Source organism: Streptomyces sp. NPDC093221, assembly GCF_044753885.1.
GTDB lineage: Bacteria > Actinomycetota > Actinomycetes > Streptomycetales > Streptomycetaceae > Actinacidiphila.
In genome coordinates, this window is record NZ_JBIVOA010000004.1 from 273,276 (window position 1) to 294,588 (window position 21,313).

The following is a 21,313-nucleotide window of genomic DNA, read 5'->3' on the forward strand; positions in this document are numbered from 1 at the left end:
CCCCGCCCAGGCGGTCAGCCCTCGCCGCGGGCCGCGGCCTGGCGGCGGCGCTTGCCGAGGGCTGCCTGCGACAGGTCCTCGGCGTTCGAGGTGAGGTTCTTCCAGCCGTAGCCGCGCTCGGTCAGCCAGCCGCGGGCGGCGGCCTCGGCACGCTCCGTGGCCTCCAGGATGTCCTCCTCCGCCTCGCCCGAGTCCAGGTAGCGGAAGGTGAAGAAGGGGCGGGCCGCGAGGTCGTAGGTCAGGGTGCCCTCGGCGGTGAAGGCGGCGTGCAGGATGTCGTGCTCCGCCGCCCGCGCGAGGAGTGCGGTCCGCTGGTCCGCGGTGAGCGCGTCGAAGGCGCCGCGGACGGTGATCCGGAAGGTGCGTGTACTCATGCCCGGATCGTAGGCAGCCGGTCGGCGATCGGCGTACCGGTTTTCCCGGCGAACCGTGGCGGCCGTGGTGATCGCGACGACCGCAGCGACCGCGGCGGCCGGGCGGACCGGGCGCCCGGCCGTCCGGTGCCGCCTCTCCCCCGCGGCCGGCCGCTCGTCCCGCCTTGTGCTTGACAGGCACTCCCGATGCTGATTTTTTAGCTGTCATACGCCCGAACCGAATGGTCGGTCGGTGCATCCACAAGGTGGTGGGCAGCGGTGACTCAGGGCAGCGACGCCAGGCTCGACACGGGACCGGCACCGGGTCCGCCCCCGGACGCGGTGCGAGCGGCCGCGCGAGGGACCACGGACGGGGCCGAAAACGGGGCCGGGATCGCGGCGGCGCAGGCGATGTTCTCGGCCGACCGGGCGTCGAACGGGCTCGGTATCGAGCTGCTGCACCTCGGTGAGGGCGTCGCCGTGGTGCGGATGGTCGTCACCGCCGCGATGGTCAACGGGCACGGCACCGCCCACGGCGGCTATCTCTTCCTGCTGGCCGACACCGCCTTCGCCTGTGCCTGCAACACCGACGGGGCGGCGACCGTCGCCGCGGCGGCGGACATCGACTTCGTCGCCCCGGCCCATGAGGGCGACGCGCTGCTGGCCACCGCCCGCGAGCGGGCGCGGTTCGGCCGCAGCGGGATCTACGACGTACAGGTGCGGCGCGGCGACGAGCTGATCGCCGAATTCCGCGGCCGGAGCCGTACGCTGCGCGGCGCCGACGCGAAGGAGACCTCGTGAGCCACCTGGGCGGGACGACCCCGCGGGAGACCCCGGACGCGGCGGAGCGGATGACCCGCGCGGAGCTAACGGACCTTCAGCTCACACGGCTCCAGGCGACGTTGCGCCACGCGTATGCCCATGTGGAGCTGTACCGGCGGAAGTTCGACGAGGCGGGTGTCGTACCCGCCGACTGCCGGACGCTGGAGGATCTGGCGCGCTTCCCCTTCACCACCAAGGCCGATCTGCGCGACACGTACCCCTTCGGGATGTTCGCCGTGCCGATGTCCGAGGTGCGCCGGGTGCACGCGTCGAGCGGCACCACCGGTCGTCCCACGGTGGTCGGTTACACCGAGGGCGATCTGTCGATGTGGGCCGACGTGGTGGCCCGTTCGATCCGCGCGGCGGGCGGCCGTCCCGGCGACAAGGTCCATGTCGCCTACGGATACGGCCTGTTCACCGGGGGCCTGGGCGCGCACTACGGCGCGGAGCGTGCGGGCTGTACGGTCATCCCCGCGTCCGGCGGCATGACGGCCCGTCAGGTGCAGATCATCCAGGACTTCGAGCCCGAGATCATCATGGTCACCCCGTCGTACATGCTCACGCTGCTCGACGAGTTCGAGCGGCAGGGCGTCGACCCGCGCGGCACCTCGCTGCGGGTGGGGATCTTCGGCGCGGAGCCGTGGACGGAGCAGATGCGCCGCGAGATCGAGGAGCGCTTCGCCATCGACGCCGTCGACATCTACGGCCTGTCGGAGGTGATCGGCCCCGGCGTGGCGCAGGAGTGCGTGGAGACCAAGGACGGTCTGCACATCTGGGAGGACCACTTCTATCCGGAGGTGGTCGACCCGCTGACCGACGACGTCATGCCGCAGGGCGAGAGCGGTGAGCTGGTCTTCACCTCGCTCACCAAGGAGGCGCTGCCGGTGATCCGGTACCGCACCCGCGACCTGACGCGGCTGCTGCCCGGTACCGCGCGGCCCGCCTTCCGCCGGATGGAGAAGGTCACCGGCCGCAGCGACGACATGATCATCCTGCGCGGGGTGAATGTCTTCCCGAGCCAGATCGAGGAGATCGTGCTGCGGACGCCCGGTGTCGCGCCGCACTTCAGGATCGAGCTGACCCGGCGCGGCCGGATGGACCACATGACCGTCTACGCAGAGGCCAGGGCCGAGGCCGGTACGGAGCTGCGGGACGCGGGCGCGGCGGCCATCGCGCAGGGCGTCAAGGACGGTGTGGGCGTGAGCGTCGAGGTGCGGGTCGTGGACCCGGAGACGCTGGAGCGCTCGGTCGGCAAGATCCAGCGGGTCAAGGACCTGCGGGCGAAAGAATGAGGGCGAAGGGCTGAGCGCGAAGGGCTGCGGACGAACGGTTGAGGACGAACGGTTGAGGGTGCGGGCTCCAGCCCCGGCCCGCACCGCACCCGTCAAAGCGGCGGGCGGACCTCCGTACAGGAGGTCCGCCCGTCTGTGCTGTGCGCACACGCCGTACGGCCGCCCCGGCGGAGCGGCCGTACGCGTCCTACTCGATGTCGATCGGGCCGTCGGACGACGTGCCCTTGCCGCCCTTCCCCTTGCCGTTGCGGCCGTCGCCCGGGTGCGTCAGACCGCGCAGCGCGGGCAGGTGGTCCGAGCTGTCCGAGTCCGAACCGGAGCCCCCCTCGCCGCCGTTGAGGTTGTTGCGGACCGAGTCGAGAATCGTCAGCCCCTGGCTGACCAGGCCCGCCGCGATCTCGCTGAGCCCGTCGGCGCCGTTGAGCACGTTGACATTGGCACCGGCCAGACCGCCGGCCGCCTCCTTCACGATCAGCGGGAGCTGGTCGATCAGCATGCGGTCGAGCGCCACCCGGTCGTGCGAGGCCGCCGCGGCGGCCTGGATGCGCATCCGCTCGGCGTCGGCGACGGCGAGCACCCTGATCCGCTCGGCCTCCGCCTCAGCGGGTTTGACGATCTCCGCCACGAGCTGCTGCTGACGCAACTCGGCCGCGCGCAGCGCCAGTTCGGTCTGCGCGGCGAGCACTTCCTGCTGCGCGTGCGCCTGGGCGAGCGGGCCCGCCTGCGCGGCCTCGGCCTGCGCGCGGTCGACCTGCGCCGAGTACTCGGCCTGAACGACGGCGGTCTGCCGGGCGTACTCCGCCTGGTTCCTGGCGGCGATCTGCTGCGCCTCCACCGACGCCTGCGTGGCCTGGGCCTGCGCGATCTGCGCCTGCCGCTGGATGGCGGCCTTGTGCGGCGCCGACATGGCGTCGATGTAGCCGGTCTCGCCGTCGTCGATGGACTGGATCTGCAACGAGTCGACGCTCAGGCCGATCTTCGCCATCTCCGTCTTGGAGGTCTCCAGCACCTCGGAGGCCAGCTTCTGCCGCTCGGTGACGATCTCCTCGACCGTCATCGAGCCGATGATCGACCGCAGGTGACCGGCGAAGATCCGGCCGGTCAGAATCGACATCTGGTCCTGGTCGGACAGGAAACGCTGTCCGGCGTTGACAATGCTCTCGTGGTCGTTGCCGACCTTGAACGCGATGACGGCCTTCACCGTCAGCGCGATGCCCTGCCGGGTCACACAGGTCTCGGCGACTTCCGCCTCGCACATCGCGAGCGTGATGAACCGGGTCTTGCGGAAGACCGGCAGAACGAACTTTCCGTGGCCGGTGACCACACGGAACGGCGCACCCCCCAGTCCACGCCGACCGCCCGAGATCAACATCGCCTCGTCCGGCGCGGGAACGCGGTAACCGAACATCCTTTGTCTCCTTCATGTGCGCCGGCTCAGTCGGCCAGCGCGTCCAACGGGTCGGCCCACTCGATGACGTCCACCTGGCGTGTGCCACGCGAGTCCACCACCAGCACGGTCGCCCCCTTAGGCAGGGGTTCCTCGGACCAGGCGAGGAAGGTCTCGCTGCCTCCTCTGACCCGCACGTAGACCTCACCGGGTCCGGCGAGGCCGCGCGTGCCGATGAGCAGCTCCCCCGTACAACCGATCACGGCTTCGTCCTGCGCCATTCCCGGCCGCCCCTCACTTCTCGTGTCCGTTCCGGTCCTGGAATCTCCGTCTCATTCATCCTCCCACCAGCGGCCTCTTCCGGTCCGTCACCGGTCCGTACCAAATACGGAACGCCGCACCGTACCGCTCATCCGTGGATGGCGATTGGACGCGCCACCGGGGTCCCGCTCGTGCCAGGGTGTGGGAAGACCGTTCCTCTGCTGGGAGGCTGGATGTTCCGGGGCTTCACCGCGCCCTTGTCAGGCAGGACCGAGCGCGACCGTACGACGGCCGCCTCCGCGTTGGCGTACATCCGTACCGAGACGGGCAGCGCGGCCGTGCTGCTCGCGGCCACCCTGGTGGCGCTGGTCTGGGCGAATGTCGCGCCCGGCGGCTACGAGTCGGCGTGGGCGACGCACCTGTCCTTCCGCTTCGGGGACCACGGGCTCGACCTGGACCTGCGGGAATGGGTGAACAGCGGGCTGATGACGCTGTTCTTCCTGGTCGTCGGCCTGGAGGCGCGGCGCGAGTTCGACATGGGCGAGCTGCGCGACCGGCGCCGTATCCCGCTGCCCATGCTGGCCGGGATCAGCGGCATGGCCGTACCGATCGCGATCTACCTCATGGTGAACGCGGGCCGGTCCTCGGTGCACGGCTGGGGCACCGCGATGTCCACCGACACGGCTTTCGCGCTGGGCATGCTGGCGCTGCTCGGCTCGCGGTTCCCCGAACGGCTGCACACCTTCATCCTGACCGTCGCCGTCGTGGACGACTTCCTGGCGCTCGGCGTGATCGCGGTGGCGTACAGCGACCACATCTCGTGGACGCCGCTGATCGTCGGGATCGGCGTCCTGCTGGTGGTGTACGCGGTCCGCAGCGCCGGTGTGCGGCGCGGCGCGGTCTACGGGGTGCTGGGAGTGATCGCCTGGGTGGCGTTCCTGCATTCCGGGGTGGACCCGCTGGTCGTCGGTCTGATCATGGGCCTGCTCTCCTTCGCCTACCCGGCGTCGCGGGACGCGCTGGAGCGGGCGACGGGGCTGTTCCGGTCCTTCCGCGAGCAGCCGACCGCGGAGCTGGAGCGCGAGGCGCGGCTGGGCCTGGCCTCCGCGGTCTCCCCCAACGACCGGCTCCAGCGGCTGTGGCACCCGTGGAGCAGTTATGTGATCGTGCCGCTGTTCGCGCTGGCCAACGCGGGGATCGAGATCAACGGGTCGCTGCTGGCCGACGCCTTCACCTCGCCGATCACGCTCGGCATCCTGCTGGCGTACGGGCTCGGCAAGCCGATCGGCATCGTGGGCGCGTCCGCGCTGGCCACCAGGCTGAGCCGGGGCCGGATGCGGCCGTCGGTCGGCTGGGCGGCGGTGCTGGGCGGCGGTTCCATCGCGGGTATCGGCTTCACGGTGTCGCTGCTGATCGCGACGCTGGCCTTCGACGGGGACCAGCTCGCGCAGGCGAAGATCGGCGTGCTCAGCGCGGTCGTCTTCGCCATGCTCAGCACGACGGTGGTCGCGCTGGTCGCCGGGCGGCTGCCGGAGACGCGCAGGGCGCGTGCCCTGCTGGGCACCGCGGAGTCCGTCGTGGACCTCGTCGAGCCCGTCGACCCGGCCCGCGACCATGTCCGCGGGCCGGTGGACGCGCCGGTGACGATCGTGGAGTACGGCGACTTCGAGTGCCCCTTCTGCGGCCAGGCGGAGACCGTCGTACGCGAGCTGCTCGCCGACTTCGGCGACAGCGTCCGCTACGTGTGGCGGCACCTGCCGCTCAACGACGTGCACCCGCACGCCCAGCTCGCCGCGGAGGCGTCGGAGGCCGCCGCCGAGCAGGGCCGCTTCTGGGAGATGCGGGACCTGCTCTTCGAGCGGCAGAACGCGCTCAAGGTGCGCGATCTGCTGGACCACGCGCGGGAGATCGGGCTCGACGTGGCGCTGTTCAAAGAGTCGCTGCACAAGCGGCACGGCGCGCGGCGGATCGCGAAGGACGTGGAGTCCGCCGACCTGAGCGGGGTGTCGGGCACCCCGACCTTCTTCATCAACGGCCGCCGCCACCATGGCGCGTACGACATCGACAGCCTGTCCGCGGCGGTGATCTCGGCGCGCGAGCGGGCGCTGGTGGAGCAGGGCGGGGCGGAGGCGTAGGGGACCCCTGGACGGGGCCTACGCCGCCGCCTCCGCGGGGGCTCGCGCGCTCCGGGGTCTCAGGGGTGGAGGGAGCGGACCGCGCGGGGGACGCCGGGGGCCTGGTGGCCGCCGCTGGCGATCATCCGCACCTCGCCGTCCGCGCTGATCTCGGCGCGGACGATCCCCGTCTCGTCCTCGTAGACCGGGTAGCCGCCCGCGCCGGATTTCTCGGTCCTGCGTACGACGACGACGTCGTCCTCCACCGCGGGGGCCTGGAACACCAGCTCGTAGATCTCCGGGTAATCCATATGGGACCTCCTGACCCGCCCATCATCTCCCGCGACGCCCCGGCCCGCCTCTGGGGACCCGGCGGGTACGCCGTCGGTCACGGCGGTGGCGCGGAAGCGGGCGCGACATGGTCCCGGAGGGGCTCGGGAGGACGGGTCGAAAGGCGGACAGAGAGGTGAACGCGGACAGAAAGATGAACAACGTGTCACACCGGCCGGTCGAGGGCGCCGGTCCGCTGACACACCGGCCGCCGCTGTGGTTCCCTGGCGTCATGACCCCGCTGCTCGTGATGCGCCGCCACGTGGACTACGGGCGTGTCACGAACATGGCCTGTCCCGCCGTGCGCTGACGTCGCGCTCTCGACGTCCTGCCGCCCGCAACGGCCGCTGATCAGCCCCTTTCACCACGCAAGGCGCGTTCCCGTGCCGCGCCGTGCCACCGCCGGGTGCCGTCCTCGCCGCCCGCCGTACGGGTCGTCGCGGCGGCGGTCCGCGCGCCGGACACATCCGCACATCCGTACGGCGCGCTCCGCGCGAGCCGAGGGCCGTACGCCATTTCCCAGGGGAGAGCCATGACCCAGCCCATCGACTCCGTGACCGCGGGCACCACCGCGGAGGACACCGCGGCGCGGGACCTGCCGGGGTGGTCGTTCGAGACCCAGCAGGTGCACGCGGGCACCGCGCCCGACCCGACGACCGGCGCGCGGGCGGTGCCGATCTACCAGACGACGTCGTTCGTGTTCCGCGACACGCAGCACGCCGCCGACCTGTTCTCGCTGGCGGAGCCCGGCAACATCTACACGCGCATCCACAATCCGACGCAGGACGCCTTCGAGCAGCGGGTCGCCGCGCTGGAGGGCGGTGTCGCGGCGGTGGCGCTGGCGTCGGGGCAGGCCGCGGAGACGCTGGCGATCCTCACACTGGCGCGCTCCGGTGACCACATCGTCTCCAGCGCGTCGCTGTACGGCGGCACGTACAACCTCTTCCGTCACACGCTGCCGAAGTTCGGCATCGAGGTGTCCTTCGTGGAGGACCCCGACGACGCGGACGCGTGGCGGGCGGCGATCCGGCCGGAGACGAAGGCGCTGTTCGCCGAGACGCTGGGCAATCCGCGCGGCAATGTACTGGACGTGCGGGCGGTCGCCGACGTCGCGCACGCGGCGGGTCTGCCGCTGATCGTGGACAACACGGTGCCGACGCCGTTCCTGCTGCGGCCGATCGAGCACGGCGCGGACATCGTGGTGCACTCGGCGACCAAGTTCCTCGGCGGGCACGGCACGACGATCGCGGGCGTGGTCGTGGACGGCGGGACCTTCGACTTCGGCGCGCACGCCGAGCGGTTCCCCGACTTCACCGAGCCCGACCCCAGCTACCACGGTCTCCAGTACTGGCCCGCGCTCGGCCCCGGCGCCTTCGCGGCGAAGCTGCGCGTGCAGCTCCTGCGCGACCTCGGCCCGGCGCTGTCGCCGCACTCGTCCTTCCTGCTGCTCCAGGGCGTCGAGACGCTGTCGCTGCGGCTGGAGCGGCACTCGACCAACGCGCAGGCGCTCGCGGAGTGGCTGGAGGCGCGTGACGAGGTCGCGGTCGTCCACTATCCGGGACTGCCGTCCAGCCGCTGGCACGACGCGGCCCAGCGCTATCTGCCGCGCGGGGCAGGCGCGGTGCTCGCCTTCGAGCTGCGGGACGGCGCGGAGGCCGGAAAGCGGTTCGTGGACGCGGTGTCGCTCTTCAGCCACCTCGCCAACATCGGTGACGTGCGGAGCCTGATCATCCACCCGGCGTCCACCACGCACAGCCAGTTGGACGAGGAGCAGCTCGCCGCCACCGGCACCTCGCCGGGCCTGGTGCGGCTGTCGGTCGGCATCGAGCACATCGACGACCTCAAGGCCGACCTGGAGGCGGGCTTCCGCGCGGCGAAGGGCGCGTCCTGAACACCGCTGCCACCACTGGGGTCCCCCTGCTGCCCGCCACGGGCGCCTGGCAGCCGGGGGACCCGCCGGGGCGCCGGAACTGGCACGCCCTCGACCGGCCGCTGGCCCTGGAGGCGGGCGGCGAACTGCCGGGCGTGCGGCTGGCGTTCGAGACCTGGGGGCGGCTCGCGCCGGACGCGTCCAACGCGGTCCTGGTGCTGCACGCCCTGACCGGGGACAGCCATGCGGCGGGTCCGGCGGGTCCCGGGCATCCGACCGCCGGGTGGTGGGACGCCCTGATCGGACCGGGCCGCGCGTTGGACACCGACCGGTGGTTCGTGGTCGCGCCGAACGTCCTCGGCGGCTGTCAGGGCAGTACGGGTCCGTCCTCGTACGGTCCCGACGGTCGTCGCTGGGGCGGTTCCTTCCCGTTTCTGACGCAGCGTGACCAGGTCGCTGCCGAGGCGGAGTTGGCCGACGCGCTGGGCATCGGGAGCTGGGCGCTGGTGGTCGGCGGGTCGATGGGCGGGATGCGCGCCCTGGAGTGGGCGGTCGGTCGCCCCGAGCGCACCCGCGCCCTGCTGCTGCTCGCCTCCCCCGCCGCGGCGAGCGCCGAGCAGATCGCCTGGGCCGCCGTCCAGTCGCACGCCATCCGCTCGGACCCGCACTGGCGCGGCGGCGACTACCACGACGCGGGTCCGGGCCGCGGACCGCACGCGGGGCTCGGCCTCGCGCGGCGGCTGGCCCACGTCACCTACCGCAGCGAGGGCGAGCTGCGGTCCCGCTTCGGCCGCTCCGCGCAGGACGGCGAGGAGCCCTGGCGCGGCGGGCGGTACGCCGTCGAGTCGTATCTCGACCACCACGCCGCCAAGCTGGTGCGGCGGTTCGACGCGGCCAGCTACGTCGTGCTCACCGAGGCGATGAACGCGCACGACATCGGCAGATCCCGCGGCGGTACGGCGGCGGCCCTGCGCCGCGTGACCGCCACGACCCTGGTCGCCGGAGTCGACTCCGACCGCCTTTACCCCCTCCCCCAGCAGGCCGAGTTGGCGGCGGGCATCCCGCACTCCGACCGGCTGCGGATCGTCGAATCGCCGTACGGGCACGACGGATTCCTCATCGAGACGGATCAAGTGGCCGCGCTCGTCAGAGAACTGACGGCGTGAGGGGCATGGGGTGCAGGCGGAAGAACTGCCACATCAGGGCGTCGGCGCTGATCTCACGCGTCGTCGTACCGTTGCCCGCGGAGTCCTGTGGTGATCCCGGCCAGGTGTGACCGCCGTCCGACACCGAGTACAGCTCGACGTCCGCGCCGTCGCGGCAGCCTCCGTAGACGGTCCGCTGGACGTGTGCGGTGGTCTGGGTGGTGGCCGGTCCCGTCGTGCAACCGTTGAGGGAGGCCCAGCGCTGCTGGGCGACGGGCACCGAGTAGTGCCAGGCGGCGCTGTCGCCGCCGCCGTAGTACGGGTTGGTGTTGTCCTGCTGCCCGTGGAAGGCGATCACCGGTACGGCTCTGCCGGGCGCGCAGGACGCGGCGTCCGGCCGGCTGCCGTCGGCGGGGTCGGGGCGCCCGGCGCGGATGCCCGCCACCGGGGCGATCGCGGCGACCTTGTCGGCCAGCGCGCACGCCAGCGCCGAGGTCATCCGGCCGCCGCCGGAGTAGCCGGTCGCGTACACCCGCGCCGGGTCGACGCAGGCGGAGGCCGTGACCGTGTCGATCACCTGGCGCAGGAATCCGACGTCGTCGCGGGTGCCCTGCGGGGTGACGGAGGGAACGTTCCAGATGAAGCCGCCGCCGCTGGGCACCACCCCGGTGGGCGCGGCGACGACGAAGCCGTTCGCGTCGGCGGTCGGCGCCATGTCGCTGTACGCGAGCTGCCCGGCGCCCGTGCCCTGGCTGCCGTGCAGATCCAGCACCAGAGGCAGCAGCGCGCCTTGGGCGCGAGCCGGGATATGGACGAGGACCTGGTAGGTCGCGCCGCCGAACGACACCGGCGTGTTGTACTGCCCGCTGCCGAGCGCGGGCACGCACTGATCCGGCGCCGTCCCTCCCCCGCCGGGGAGGTTCCACTTCTGCCAGGCGTTGGCGTTGGAGTCCCAGATCTGCAACTGGGTGCCGTTGGCCGTGCTGCCGCCCGGATCATCGAGGAAACGGCCCGACTGAGGATTCCTGAGCTGGCCCGACGCCTGGGCCTGCCACTGCTGCGCACCCGAACCGTTGCACGTCCAGAGCTGGACCTTCGTCCCGTTCGCCGTCCCCTGGCCCGTCACGTCCAGGCACTTGCCCAGCGCCCGGACCGTACCGTCCGAACCGACCGTCCACGACTGCGCGTTGGTGCCATTGCAGTCGTAAAGCTGCACGGGAGTGCCGTCCGCGCTGCTCGCCGACGCCACATCCACACACTTGCCGCCGACACCCGTGATGGGTCCCGTACGAGCGGACGGCGAAGTCGGAGGAGAGGTGGGCGGGGTGCCGGTGGGGACGGTGAACTGGCCCTGGCTGAGGACGCGGGAGGTGTTGAAGGTGGTCTGGAGACCGGCGGCGGTGTTGGCCGAGGTGAGGTAGTCGGACCAGATCATGAACCAGGTCCACAGCGGCTGGGCCGCCAACTGCGCGGGCGTGGGGACCGTGCCGACCTCGGCGAGCGAAACCGGCTTGCCGTGGGCCTGGTTGACGATCGCCTGGTACCACTCGGTGCTGGCCGAGCCGTGCACCCACGGGTCGAGGCTGGCGACGTCCACGTACGCGTCACCCGGGTAGTAGTCGGCCACGTGGGCCGCTCCGCCGTCGATGTCCTTGACGTTCCAGACCCAGATGATGTTGTCCAGGCCCTTGGACTCCAGATAGTCGTGGGTGATCTGGAACAGCCGGGCGCTCCCGGCCGCGCCGGTCTTGCCGCCCCACCAGGCCCAGCCCTCGTTCATCTCGTGCAGCGGACGGAACAGCACGGGGATGCCCGCGTCCTTCAACTGCTGGAAGTACGGCACCACTTGGTCGAGCTTGCGCTTGTAGTCGGTGTTCAGCATCGAGCCGTCCGTGACGAGTTGGCTCCACTCCGGGTCCGACAGGTGGCTGCCCTTGATGGGGTTGGGGCCGGTGTCGAAGTCGCAGGTCGCCACGTCGGGGCGGCACATGTGCCAGGTCAGGTTGACCAGTGAGCCGTTGGCCCACTCGGTCTTCGCCTGGTCGATCATCGTCTGGCGGTTGGCGACGTCGTCCGGCCGGAAGCCGAACTCCCCGCCCCACAGCCCGGCCCACTTCCCGGTGATCGAGTGGGCCTGGGCCGTGTAGGCCGAGGGCTGGCTGAGCGGCTCCTTGTTGTGGACGCCGCTGATCACATGGTTCCCGCTGATCTGGTGCAGGTAGCCGATCACCGCGTCGGGCGTCGAGGCACCGGTCGCCGACGCCTGCGGCGGCGAGGTCACCAGCCACGCCCCGGCCACCAGCGGCAGCGCGGCGAGCAAGGCGGCCCGCCTGCGGGTGAAGATCTTCGCTCTCATCGGACCCTCTCATGTATCCCATGGGGGTGGAACGTTGCATGCCGCGCGTCCGTGGCAGCGAGATGTCGCGTCATCGCGGCCACGGGAAAACGGCGGAAAGACCAACGCCTGGAAGCTAGAACTCTGGTCTAGGCCATGTCAATGAGTCCGGCACAGGTTTTCTAAAACGTGCCAGTTACTCATCAGTAACTAAAGAGGGATCGCGGGGCGCGGCCGGGCACGCGAGAGAGCGCGGGCGGGCCACAGCGCGGGGAGACGTACTCGTACGGACGAGGGACGCGGCGCCGACAGCGGTGGGGCGGCGCGCCGTCACCGGCGATCCGACCTCAACAGCCCGACGACAGCGCGGTGTTACGGCCTGGGCGGCGGCGCTGTCGAACCCCTCGGGACGAGGCCGGGGATCTGGGCCGCGTGGGACGCGGGCTTCTGATGCGTCATCACATCGAAGAGCGTCTCGGTGACGTCGGCGCCGAAGGAGAAGATGTCGTGCCGCATCGCCGAGAGCATGGGCCGGGTGAGCTGGCACAACTGCGAGTCGTCCCAGGCGAGCAGGGACAGGTCCTGCGGTACGGACAGGCCGAATTCGGCGGCCACGCCCAGCGCGGTGACGGCCATGATGTCGTTGTCGAAGACGATCGCCGTGGGGCGCTCGGCGGAGAGCAGGAGCGTACGGCAGGCGCGGCTGCCCTGGTCGGCGGAGAAGTCGGCGACAACGGTCTGCGCCGACAGGCCCAACTCGGCCGCCGTCTCGGTGAACGCGCGGGTCCTGATGGCGCTGTGCCCCAGCTCGGCGGGTCCGCTCACCCGGGCCACCCTGCGGTGCCCGAGCGCCGCCAGGTAGCGGACCGCCTCGACGGTCGCGGCGGCGTCGTCGGTCCACACGGAGGTGAACGGACCGGCGAGCGAGGGGTGTCCGACGGCCACGGCGGGCAGGCCGATCGCGGACAGCGCCGGGATGCGCGGGTCGTCCACCCTCAGGTCGACCAGGATGCTGCCGTTGACCCGGTTTCCCTGCCACCACTCGCGGTGGACCTCGATCTCGTCGTCGGCCTCGACCAGCCGCAGCAGGAGCGAGCAGGAGTGGCGGCCGAGCACGCTCTCGATACCGGAGATGAACTCCATGTAGAACGGTTCGAGGCCGAGCATCCGCGCGGGTCTGGCGATGGCGAGTCCCACGGTGTGCAGCGCCCGGCCGGACAGCGACTGCGCCGCCTGGTTCGGGCTCCAGCCCAGGTCACGGGCGGCCTGGAGGATGCGCTCCTTCGTACTGGACGACACGCCCGGCTTGTTGTGCACGGCGATGGTCACAGCGGACGGCGAGACTCCCGCACGCCGGGCGACGTCCTTGATCGTGGCCTTGCGCCCGCCGCCCGCTGCTGCCGTCTGGCTCACCCGGATGTCCGCCTTCGTCTCGTGGTCGGGCCGTGCCGAGACGCGCCGCACCGGGGCCGGAAGTCGCGGGTCGCGGGAAGTCCCGGCCGAGGGGTGGACCGTGCGAGCCGCCTCGTCGACTCAGCGTACACTCAAACGTTGCATACGCGCCGGTCGGCGACGGTCAGCGGCCCAAGCAGCACCGGAGCCGGTCGACGGGCCCACGCCCCGGCCGTACGCCGCGACGCGGGCCCGTGGCTCAGCGCGCTCCGGCCGTGGCCGCTCCCGCGATGGCCGCCGCACCGACCAGTCCGGCGTCCCCCCGCAGCGCGGCCCGCTCCACGAGCACTCCGGCCGCGAACGGCAGCGCGGCGTACGACTCCAAGTGGCGGCGCAGCGGCGGGAACAGCACGTCGGCGGCCTCGGCGACGCCCCCGCCGATGACGGCGGCCTCGATCTCCACCAGGGTGGCGACCGCCGCGATGCCCGCGGCCAGGGCCCGCGCGGCGGAGTCGAAGGCCGCCAGCGCGACCGGGTGGCCCCGCCGGGCGCCGACGGCCACCGCCGCCGCGTCGGCCGGACCCTCCTCGGGTCGCCAGCCCTGCTCCAGCGCGCGGCGCGTGATGGACGTGCCGCTCGCCAACTGCTCGACGCAGCCCCGCGATCCGCAGACGCACGGCTCGCCGAGCAGGTCGACGGTGATGTGCCCCAGATGCCCGGCGTTGCCGGTCGGCCCGCTGCGGACAGCGTTGTCAAGGATGAGTCCGGCGCCGACGCCGGTCGAGACCACCATGCACAGCGCGTTCCGGTATCCGCGCGCGGCGCCGATCCAGTGCTCCGCCGCCGTCATCGCCACGGCGTCGCCGCACAGCACCACCGGCTTTCCCGCCACGGCGGGGTGCGCCCGTACGCGCTCGACGATCGGGAAGCCGCGCCAGGCGGGGATGTTCACCGGGCTCACCGTGCCCGCCGCGATGTCGACGGGACCCGCGCTGCCGATGCCCAACGCCGTGACCGCGCGCCAGTCCTGATGTGCCGACAGCTCGGCCAGCACTTCGAGGACGGCGCCGAGAACCGCCGAGTCGGCGCCCGCGGGCGTCGGACGCCGGGCCCGGTGGCGTACGCGGCCCTCGGCGTCCACCAGCGCTCCGGCGATCTTCGTCCCGCCGATGTCCAGGGCGGCCAGCAGCCGCCCTCCGACCTCGGGCAGGAGCAAGGACGGCTGCGCGGCATCAGTGGCCATGGGGTGGATCTCCGTTCACGGCAGAGAGACGGGAGACGGGCCGGCCGTGGGAACTGGCCCCATTTAGGCGTGCGTCAGCGCAAAGGAGTCGATCTCGGACCAGCATGCTACTACAGCGTTTTATGGACGACGACACGCCATGCCGTGCCCGCTGCCCTCCTGTCGCGGTCCGGTCCGCGCCCGGTGTCCTCCGCACCGCCCGGTCCGGGCAGACCTCGTCGGCAGCGGGAATCACCGCCGGCCGCGCGCCATGCGGCCGCTCACACGGGGTCCCTCAGACGCGAGGGCTCGGCGGCGCGAGGACGAGGGCCTGGCGGCGCTGATGGACGGTCAGGTAGCGCAGCCCGTGCGGACCTGCGGTGAACGCGCGTAGCGAGCGGCGCGGGAGCCACACCAAATCGCCGGGGACGAGGGGGACTTGGTCGAGTTCGGTGGTGAGGCGGCCGCCGCCGTCGAGGATGTGGACGAGCACGTCGAGGTCGGGGCCGAGGTGCGGCGCGATGCCCGCGTGCGGCGGGAGTTGGATGATGTTGGAGTCCAAGTCGCGGTCACGCATGCGCAGTTTCCACACCGCGCCGGAGGCGTCGGGCACGCCCGGCGATGCGACGGCCGGGGCGCCCGGCCCGTCCGCGGCATCCGGGAAGGCCGGGGCCGCCGAAACCACCGCGGAGTCCGAAACCACCGGGGAGTCCGAGGCTGCCGGGGAGTCCGGTCGCCGCGCGCCGGTCAGGACGCGGGGCAGCGAGGTCGACGCGAGTTTGCGGATGCGGATCCGCCACTCCCCCGGCGCCTTGTCCTCGTACTGCCAGTCGTGGCCGCCCGGGTGCTCCGTGTCGAACTCCTCGCGCAGGTGGCGGGGGTCGTGGTCGTTGACCAGGACCAGCGAATCCCCTACTGCGAGGGCGTCGTACGCGGCGAAGACGGCGGGGTGCCTGCCGGGCTTGGGCAGCGGACGTACGTCGAGCTCGGGTCCTGGCACGGGCCGCGCCTCCCTCTATTTCTACAAGTGGCGATTGTGTAAACTCTAGCGCATGACGCCTCCCTCCGATCCCACGGACGCCGTGACCGACGCGCTCGCCGGCCGTCGGCGGGACGTCCTCGACCTGCTCCGGCGATCGGCGGCGCCGCTGAGCATCGCCGACATCGCCCGCCGCCTCGAAGTGCACCCGAACACGGCCCGGTTCCACCTCGACACATTGGTGGGGCACGGGCAGGCGGAGCAGGTCGCGGCCGCGCGCACCGGGCCCGGAAGGCCGCCGCTGCTGTTCCGCGCCGCCCCTGGCATGGACCGGACGGGACCGCGCAATTACCGGCTGCTCGCGTCGATCCTCGTCGAGGAGCTGTCGCACAGGCCCCGTCCCACGCAGGCGGCGGTCGCGGCCGGGCGCGCCTGGGGCGGGGAGTTGACCGAGGCACCGGACGCAACGGCCCCGTCGGGCACGGTCACCGAGGCGCGCACGACGGTCACCGAGGCGCGCGCGGTCGAAGGTCTCATCCGCCTGCTCGACGACCTCGGCTTCGCCCCGGAGCGCCCGCCGCGCGGCGCCGTCGACCGGATCGGCTTGCGGCACTGCCCCTTCCTCGACCTGGCGCAGGAGCGGTCGAAGATCGTCTGCCCGATCCATCTGGGCCTGATCCAGGGCGCGTTGGCCGCGATGGAGGCGCCGCTGACCGCCGAGCGGCTGGAGCCGTTCGTGGAACCCGACCTGTGCGTGGTCCACCTCGGCCGGGCGGCACGCCCCGTGGAAGGGAAGGGGCGTTGAGCGCTTCGGCGGCGGCCTCGGTGGCCCTGGTGTTCACCTGGCTCGGGATGGTCCTCGCCATCTCCTTCCTGGAGGCGCCGCTGAAGTTCCGCGCCCCGGACGTCACCGTCCGTATCAGTCTCGGCATCGGCCGCCTGGTGTTCCGCGCGCTCAACTCCGTCGAAGGGGTCTTCGCGGTGACCCTGCTGACCGTCGCGGCCAGCGGACCCCTTTCCGCCCGCGCGACGGTCGCGCTGACCGCCGCCGTGGCTCTGCTCGTCCTCCAACTGGCCGTGGTACGGCCCCGCCTGACCCGCCGTTCGAACGCGGTCCTGGCCGGGCAGGACCCGCCGCGCTCCCACGCCCACTACGCCTACATCGGCCTGGAAGCCGCCAAGGTCGCGGCCCTGATCACGGCAGGCGCCCTGCTGCTGGCCGGTTGACGCCCGCGAGCCGGTCCCCACGGTGCGGAACCGGCCGATCAGAAGAGGGCGATCGGGTTGACCGGGACGCCGGTCATGCCGTGGATACGCGGCGGCGCGACGGAGAGCAGGAAGCTGTAGCGCCCCAACTCCGCGCACAGCGCGGCGAGATCGTCGAGCTGTGAGGCGTCGATCAGGGGCATGGCCATCCGGCCGAGTGCCACGCCGTGCAGCGGCGACGGCGCGTTCGGATCGAGCGGTGGGAAGGCGTCGCCCCGGTCACCGGTGTAGACGGCGACCTGGCGGTGGTGCATCCAGCGCACCGCGTCGAGGCTGATGCCCGGTGTCGGTGTGCCGGGGACGGGCGTGGCGGGCCAGCCGAGCCGGATCGCGAGGGCGTCGCCCGAGCGCACCTCGACGTTCTGCCGCTTCTCGGCCTCCTCCAGGTCGTGGGAGGTCACCGCGCGACCGGGCGCGAGCGGGCCGTCCACGGCCAGGTCGAGCAGCACCCCGCGTGTGACGATGCCCGCGGCGAAGGCCCCCGTCGAAGCGAAGGTCACGCCCGCGGCGGTCACGACCTGGTCCCTCGGGCGTCCGGGGTAGACCTGACCGTCGGTCGACCAGTGCGCCAGCGCGTCGATGTGGGTCGAGCCCGCGTGGTGGTTCTGCGTCAGCGTCAGATCGGCCGCCACGGGAACGCCGGTGTAGGACATCATCTGCTGGACCGGGGAGACGTCCACCGTCGTCGGCGCGAACGGGCTGCTGACGATGGGGGTCGGCGTGATCGGCTGCGCCAGCGACACCCACCGGCCGGTCCGCACCTCGGCGGCGGCCTGTGCGCGTACGGCGTCGGTGATCAGATTGAGCGTGCCGAGTTCGTCGTCGGAACCCCAGCGGCCCCAGTTGTCCGGAAGTTCCTGCTCGGTCGGATCGGTCACGTGAGCGCTTCCCCTCTTGCGATGTGCGGGAGCCGCGCGATGCGCCGAACTGCCCTTGTTCGCCCCGGCCGGCGCACCACCAGCGGTCAACAGCATACGGTCGACACCCTTTTCACACCTGCCACATCCGGGATCGGACGGACGGGGCGGCAGCGGCGGGGATCGTGACGCTCGACGCAGCCGTTCCAGCCGGGACGCCACCCGCCTCCGCGCGGCCCGCGCACCCGCCCGACGGCGGGAACGGGCGGCGGGTCCCGTGACATACCGTCACCCCGATGCGTGCCGTGACGTGCGCGGCCGGGTGTTACGGCGAAGGGTGGGAAGTTCAGGGCGCCGCGCCGGGCGGGGGCTCCGTACCGGAGGTTTGCGCACATGCGGTCCCTGCACCCGTCGCCCGCCCGCTCCGTACCAGCGGACGTACACCGGTCGTGAGCGGGGAGGACACCGCGACACCGGCCGTGAGCGAGGAGGACACCGCGACACCGGCCGCCGGGTCGCCGCCGCGGGTCGCCTGGGCGTGGCCCGGCTTCGCGCGCGGTCTGCTGTACGCGCTGCCGGGCGCCGCGGTGGCGCTGCACGATCCGGGCGCGGGCATGGCGCTGGCGGTGGGCGTGCTCCCCGCCGCCGTCATGCGCATGCCCGCCCGGCGGCGGGCCCGGTTCATGACCGTCGTGGTCGGCCTGTGCACCGGCCTGCCGATGGTGCTGGGGTCGCTGCTGGTGCAGGTGCGGTGGGTCGCGGTGCCCGGCGTGTTCCTGCTGGCATACGCGTCCGCCGTCGTCGCCGCACGGCGCCCCGCAGGGATGGTGCTGCTCGCGCTCAGCCTGCCCATGGTGGGCGCAGGGCTGAGCTACGACGACGTGTCCCAGGCGCTCGGCATCACCGGGCTGATCGTCGCGGGCTCCGCGTACGCCTGGCTGGTGTCGCTGCTGTGGCCGTCGACCGCGCCGCCCCCCGGGCCGCCGGACCCGCCGCACTCCGCCGAGCAGGCCAGGATGTACGGTCTGCGGCTCGGCGCGGCCGGGGCCGCCGCGGCGGGCTGCGGTCTGGCGCTGGCGCCGACGCATCCGGGCTGGCCGGTGGTGGCCGCGCTGATGGTCATGCGTCCGCGACCCCAGATGCAACGGCTGCGGTCCTTCGGCCGGGTGCTGTCGGTGCTGGCCGGTGGCGCGGTCGCGCTCCTGCTGCTCCGTAACGACGCGCCGGACTGGGCGTACGCGGTGACCGCCGCGGCCACGCTCGCGCTCGCCGCGGCGACCCAGGGCAGCCGCTGGTATCTGACCCCCGCGTACTCGACGGTCCTCGTGCTGCTCCTGCTGCTGCACGCGGAGCCCGACCAGGCCCGTGCCCGGGCCGACGAGCGCCTGTGGGCCACGATCGCGGGCGTGGCCCTCGCGTATCTCTTCGGCCTGCTCCTGCCGAGGATTCTGCGGCTGCCGGCGGTGTCGCGCCTGCTGGGGGCGACGGGACGCGGCTGACCACCGTGCCCCTCACCGCGCGGGCGCGGCCTGCTTCGTCTCCTGCGGCGCGGCGATCCGGCCGAGCGAGCGGTCGACGAGGGTGAGGACGAGGAAGACGGCCGCGGCGGCGAGCATGAACAGGGCGAGGCCGTGCAGTCCCGAGGTGGTCGCGCGGCGGCCGAAGAAGGCGCCGGTCGCGGAGGAGGCGACCATGGCGCCCAGATACATGAACGTCCGCAGCAGCCCGGACGACGCGCCCATGCGCGCGGGGTCGGCCTGGAAGTAGAGCGCGTTCTGGTTGGCGAGGCTGACCAGGCCCTGCGGCAGTCCGAGGACGACGGCGACCGCGACCAGCAGCCACACCGCGGCGTGGTCGCCCACGGCCAACAGCATGGCGCAGGCGACGAGTTGGGCCACGGCGCCGACGACCAGCTTGCCGCGCACGACGGCCTTGCGCCCGGTGAGGGTGGACACGACGATGCCGACCGCGAAGGTGGGCAGCAGAAGCAGCCCGGCCGCGGAGGCGCTCAGCCCCCTGCCGTCCTCCAGCCACTGCGTGAAGCCGTAGATGAAGGAGTACGAGACGGTGTACGCGACGAAGGTGCGGGCGTAGGTCGCCAGCAGCGGGATGTTGCCCGCGAAGACGCCGACGTCGATGAACGGGTCGGCGGCGCGCCGCTCGCGCAGGGCGAAGCCGGTGCCCGCGAGCAGGGTGAGCGCGATGAGCCAGGCCCGGTCGGTGCGGGCGTCCATGAGGAACAGCAGCAGCGACACGAGGGTGGCGGCGAAGAGCAGGACGCCCGCCCAGTCGAGGCGATTGCGCGGACGCGGCCCGCCGTCGGGGAGCGGGGCGCCGACTGGGAGCGGCCCACCGTCGGGGAGCGGGGCGCCGTCGGCGGCGCCCGACGGCGCGATCGCGGTCCTGCCCGGCAGGTAGATCCAACCGAGGACGAGGCAGGCGATCGCGAGCGGGATGTTGATGGCGAAGGTGCTCCGCCAGCCGCCGAGTCCGATGAGCAGGCCGCCGAGGGTCGGGCCGATGACGGCGACGGTCTGGCCGGTCACGGCGAGCGTGGTGAGCACGCCCGCCGGGCTCTTCATCCCGGTGCGTTCGGCCTCGCTGCGGATCAGGTACATGGCGGCCGGATAACCGGCGCAGGTGCCGAAGCCGAGGACGACGCGGGCGGCGACGAGGACGGTGAGGTTCGGGGCGAGGGTGCCGATCACCCCGGCGACGCCGGTCAGCGCGGCCCCGGCGAGGAACAGCCGCTTGGGGCCGTACGTGTCGACCAGCCGTCCGACGAGCGGTTGCCCGATGGAGGTGGCCAGGTAGAGCGCGGAGATGAGCCAGGCCGTCCGGGCGGCGTCGGCGCCTAGGGCGGCGCCGATCGGCGCCAGGGCGACGGCGATGATGGAGGAGTTGATGGGGTTGAGGATCGAGCCGATCATCATCGGCGCGAGCAGCCGCCGGTCGAAGGCGCCCTCGGCCGGTGCGGAGGAGGGTTCGGACCGCTCGGACCGCTGGGGCCGCTCGGGCCGGCCTGGAGCGGCCGGTCCGGCGTCCTGCGCGGCGGGTTGTACGGCAGGTTGTACGGCGGCTGGCGCACCCGACGCGGCGGTCCGTTCCGGCCGTACGGCGGCCTGCTCCGTTCGTACGGCGGCCACGGCGGACGCCTCGGGCTGCTCAGACGGCCCGGACGGCCCCGACTGCCCGGGCTGTCCCTGCGGTATCGCGGCCATCAGTTCGTCAGCCTGCCCAACAGGCGCATCGCCTCACTGATCGTGTGCCGCTCCGCGTCGTCGTACTGCTCCTCCAAGGCGCGCGCCAGCCACTCCACGCCCGCCTGCCGAGCGCCCTCCGCGCGCTCGCGGCCCGCCGGGGTCAGCTCGACGATCTGGCGGCGGCCGTCGGCGGGGTCGGGGGTGCGGTGGATCAGTCCCAGCCGCTCGAGTGAGGACAGCGTCGCGGCCATGGACTGCTGCCGTACGTGCTCGGCGTCGGCCAGCGCGGCGGCGGTGACGGCGTCGCCCCGGCTGACGCGCATGAGCACGGACGACTGCGACGGGGTCAGATCCTCCCCGTCCGTCACCTGGAGGATGCGGCGGCGCAGTCTGCCCACCACCACGCGGACGTCCAGGGACGCCTGGAGCATGCCGGGAGCGACCGGCTTCGCTTCACTTTGCATATCGTCAGTCTACACTGTTTA

Annotated in this window: 20 protein-coding genes; 9 read left to right on the forward strand and 11 right to left on the reverse strand. The window is 72.5% G+C overall.

Annotated elements, in window-relative coordinates; translation table 11 throughout:
- Positions 1 to 14: 14 nt before the first annotated feature.
- Positions 15 to 374 (reverse strand): DUF6204 family protein, encoded by a 360-nt coding sequence (locus tag ACIQCJ_RS18110; RefSeq protein WP_355340856.1) that lies wholly within the window; start codon positions 372 to 374, stop codon positions 15 to 17.
- Between the two features lie 390 nt (positions 375 to 764).
- Here ACIQCJ_RS18110 and paaI point away from each other — a divergent pair, with 390 nt between their 5' ends.
- Together paaI and paaK are read left to right on the forward strand one after the other, a co-directional pair.
- Positions 765 to 1,154: a hydroxyphenylacetyl-CoA thioesterase PaaI gene (gene paaI / locus ACIQCJ_RS18115; protein ID WP_402712128.1), complete on the forward strand. Its 390-nt coding sequence runs from the start codon at positions 765 to 767 to the stop codon at positions 1,152 to 1,154.
- A 50-nt stretch (positions 1,155 to 1,204) separates the two neighbouring features.
- A complete protein-coding gene (gene paaK, locus ACIQCJ_RS18120) occupies positions 1,205 to 2,467 on the forward strand; it encodes a phenylacetate--CoA ligase PaaK (protein WP_355341323.1) in 1,263 nt (420 codons plus the stop codon).
- Between the two features lie 187 nt (positions 2,468 to 2,654).
- On the opposite strand, the gene ACIQCJ_RS18125 is transcribed toward paaK, so the two are convergent.
- Both ACIQCJ_RS18125 and ACIQCJ_RS18130 read right to left on the reverse strand, forming a co-directional pair.
- Entirely contained in the window at positions 2,655 to 3,875 is a 1,221-nt protein-coding gene (locus ACIQCJ_RS18125; RefSeq protein ID WP_355340860.1) for an SPFH domain-containing protein, read from the reverse strand.
- A 26-nt stretch (positions 3,876 to 3,901) separates the two neighbouring features.
- Positions 3,902 to 4,135, reverse strand: a complete 234-nt coding sequence (locus tag ACIQCJ_RS18130) for a hypothetical protein (protein WP_188285579.1) — start codon at positions 4,133 to 4,135, stop codon at positions 3,902 to 3,904.
- A 213-nt stretch (positions 4,136 to 4,348) separates the two neighbouring features.
- Here ACIQCJ_RS18130 and nhaA point away from each other — a divergent pair, with 213 nt between their 5' ends.
- A complete protein-coding gene (gene nhaA, locus ACIQCJ_RS18135) occupies positions 4,349 to 6,250 on the forward strand; it encodes a Na+/H+ antiporter NhaA (protein ID WP_402711890.1) in 1,902 nt (633 codons plus the stop codon).
- Positions 6,251 to 6,309: 59 nt separating this feature from the next.
- Here the strand turns inward: nhaA and ACIQCJ_RS18140 are convergent, their stop codons facing one another.
- Entirely contained in the window at positions 6,310 to 6,540 is a 231-nt protein-coding gene (locus ACIQCJ_RS18140; protein WP_355340867.1) for a DUF6296 family protein, read from the reverse strand.
- 173 nt (positions 6,541 to 6,713) lie between these two features.
- On the opposite strand from ACIQCJ_RS18140, the gene ACIQCJ_RS18145 reads away from it, so the two are divergent.
- The 3 genes from ACIQCJ_RS18145 (at position 6,714) to ACIQCJ_RS18155 (ending at position 9,595) form a co-directional block, all read left to right on the forward strand.
- Positions 6,714 to 6,869, forward strand: a complete 156-nt coding sequence (locus ACIQCJ_RS18145; RefSeq protein ID WP_355340870.1) for a hypothetical protein — start codon at positions 6,714 to 6,716, stop codon at positions 6,867 to 6,869.
- A 222-nt stretch (positions 6,870 to 7,091) separates the two neighbouring features.
- Positions 7,092 to 8,450: a bifunctional o-acetylhomoserine/o-acetylserine sulfhydrylase gene (locus ACIQCJ_RS18150; protein WP_391118130.1), complete on the forward strand. Its 1,359-nt coding sequence runs from the start codon at positions 7,092 to 7,094 to the stop codon at positions 8,448 to 8,450.
- Positions 8,447 to 9,595 (forward strand): homoserine O-acetyltransferase, encoded by a 1,149-nt coding sequence (locus tag ACIQCJ_RS18155; protein WP_355341326.1) that lies wholly within the window; start codon positions 8,447 to 8,449, stop codon positions 9,593 to 9,595. The genes ACIQCJ_RS18150 and ACIQCJ_RS18155 overlap by 4 nt, the downstream gene beginning before the upstream one ends.
- On the opposite strand, the gene ACIQCJ_RS18160 is transcribed toward ACIQCJ_RS18155, so the two are convergent.
- From ACIQCJ_RS18160 to ACIQCJ_RS18175, 4 genes are all read right to left on the reverse strand, one after another.
- Complete coding sequence (locus tag ACIQCJ_RS18160) at positions 9,576 to 11,930, reverse strand: glycosyl hydrolase (protein ID WP_402711891.1); 2,355 nt, start codon at positions 11,928 to 11,930, stop codon at positions 9,576 to 9,578. The genes ACIQCJ_RS18155 and ACIQCJ_RS18160 overlap by 20 nt on opposite strands.
- Before the next feature lie 351 nt (positions 11,931 to 12,281).
- On the reverse strand, positions 12,282 to 13,322 hold the full coding sequence (locus tag ACIQCJ_RS18165) for a substrate-binding domain-containing protein (protein WP_391118126.1): 1,041 nt from the start codon (positions 13,320 to 13,322) through the stop codon (positions 12,282 to 12,284).
- A 238-nt stretch (positions 13,323 to 13,560) separates the two neighbouring features.
- A complete protein-coding gene (locus ACIQCJ_RS18170; RefSeq protein ID WP_402711892.1) occupies positions 13,561 to 14,544 on the reverse strand; it encodes an ROK family protein in 984 nt (327 codons plus the stop codon).
- Positions 14,545 to 14,818: 274 nt separating this feature from the next.
- Entirely contained in the window at positions 14,819 to 15,523 is a 705-nt protein-coding gene (locus tag ACIQCJ_RS18175; RefSeq protein WP_402711893.1) for a DUF2249 domain-containing protein, read from the reverse strand.
- A gap of 52 nt (positions 15,524 to 15,575) precedes the next feature.
- Here ACIQCJ_RS18175 and ACIQCJ_RS18180 point away from each other — a divergent pair, with 52 nt between their 5' ends.
- The gene (locus tag ACIQCJ_RS18180; RefSeq protein ID WP_355340888.1) at positions 15,576 to 16,307 is read left to right on the forward strand and encodes a helix-turn-helix domain-containing protein; all 732 of its coding nucleotides are present in this window, start codon (positions 15,576 to 15,578) and stop codon (positions 16,305 to 16,307) included.
- A gap of 47 nt (positions 16,308 to 16,354) precedes the next feature.
- Positions 16,355 to 16,729 (forward strand): hypothetical protein, encoded by a 375-nt coding sequence (locus tag ACIQCJ_RS18185; RefSeq protein WP_402712129.1) that lies wholly within the window; start codon positions 16,355 to 16,357, stop codon positions 16,727 to 16,729.
- A gap of 38 nt (positions 16,730 to 16,767) precedes the next feature.
- On the opposite strand, the gene ACIQCJ_RS18190 is transcribed toward ACIQCJ_RS18185, so the two are convergent.
- Positions 16,768 to 17,646, reverse strand: a complete 879-nt coding sequence (locus ACIQCJ_RS18190; RefSeq protein ID WP_355340891.1) for a cyclase family protein — start codon at positions 17,644 to 17,646, stop codon at positions 16,768 to 16,770.
- 428 nt (positions 17,647 to 18,074) lie between these two features.
- On the opposite strand from ACIQCJ_RS18190, the gene ACIQCJ_RS18195 reads away from it, so the two are divergent.
- Complete coding sequence (locus tag ACIQCJ_RS18195) at positions 18,075 to 19,124, forward strand: FUSC family protein (protein WP_402711894.1); 1,050 nt, start codon at positions 18,075 to 18,077, stop codon at positions 19,122 to 19,124.
- 12 nt (positions 19,125 to 19,136) lie between these two features.
- Here the strand turns inward: ACIQCJ_RS18195 and ACIQCJ_RS18200 are convergent, their stop codons facing one another.
- Both ACIQCJ_RS18200 and ACIQCJ_RS18205 read right to left on the reverse strand, forming a co-directional pair.
- Positions 19,137 to 20,558 carry an MFS transporter gene (locus tag ACIQCJ_RS18200; RefSeq protein ID WP_402712130.1) on the reverse strand — a complete coding sequence of 474 codons (1,422 nt, stop codon included), beginning with the start codon at positions 20,556 to 20,558 and terminating at the stop codon, positions 19,137 to 19,139.
- 287 nt (positions 20,559 to 20,845) lie between these two features.
- Positions 20,846 to 21,292, reverse strand: a complete 447-nt coding sequence (locus tag ACIQCJ_RS18205) for a MarR family transcriptional regulator (RefSeq protein WP_355340900.1) — start codon at positions 21,290 to 21,292, stop codon at positions 20,846 to 20,848.
- Between the last annotated feature and the right edge of the window lie 21 nt (positions 21,293 to 21,313).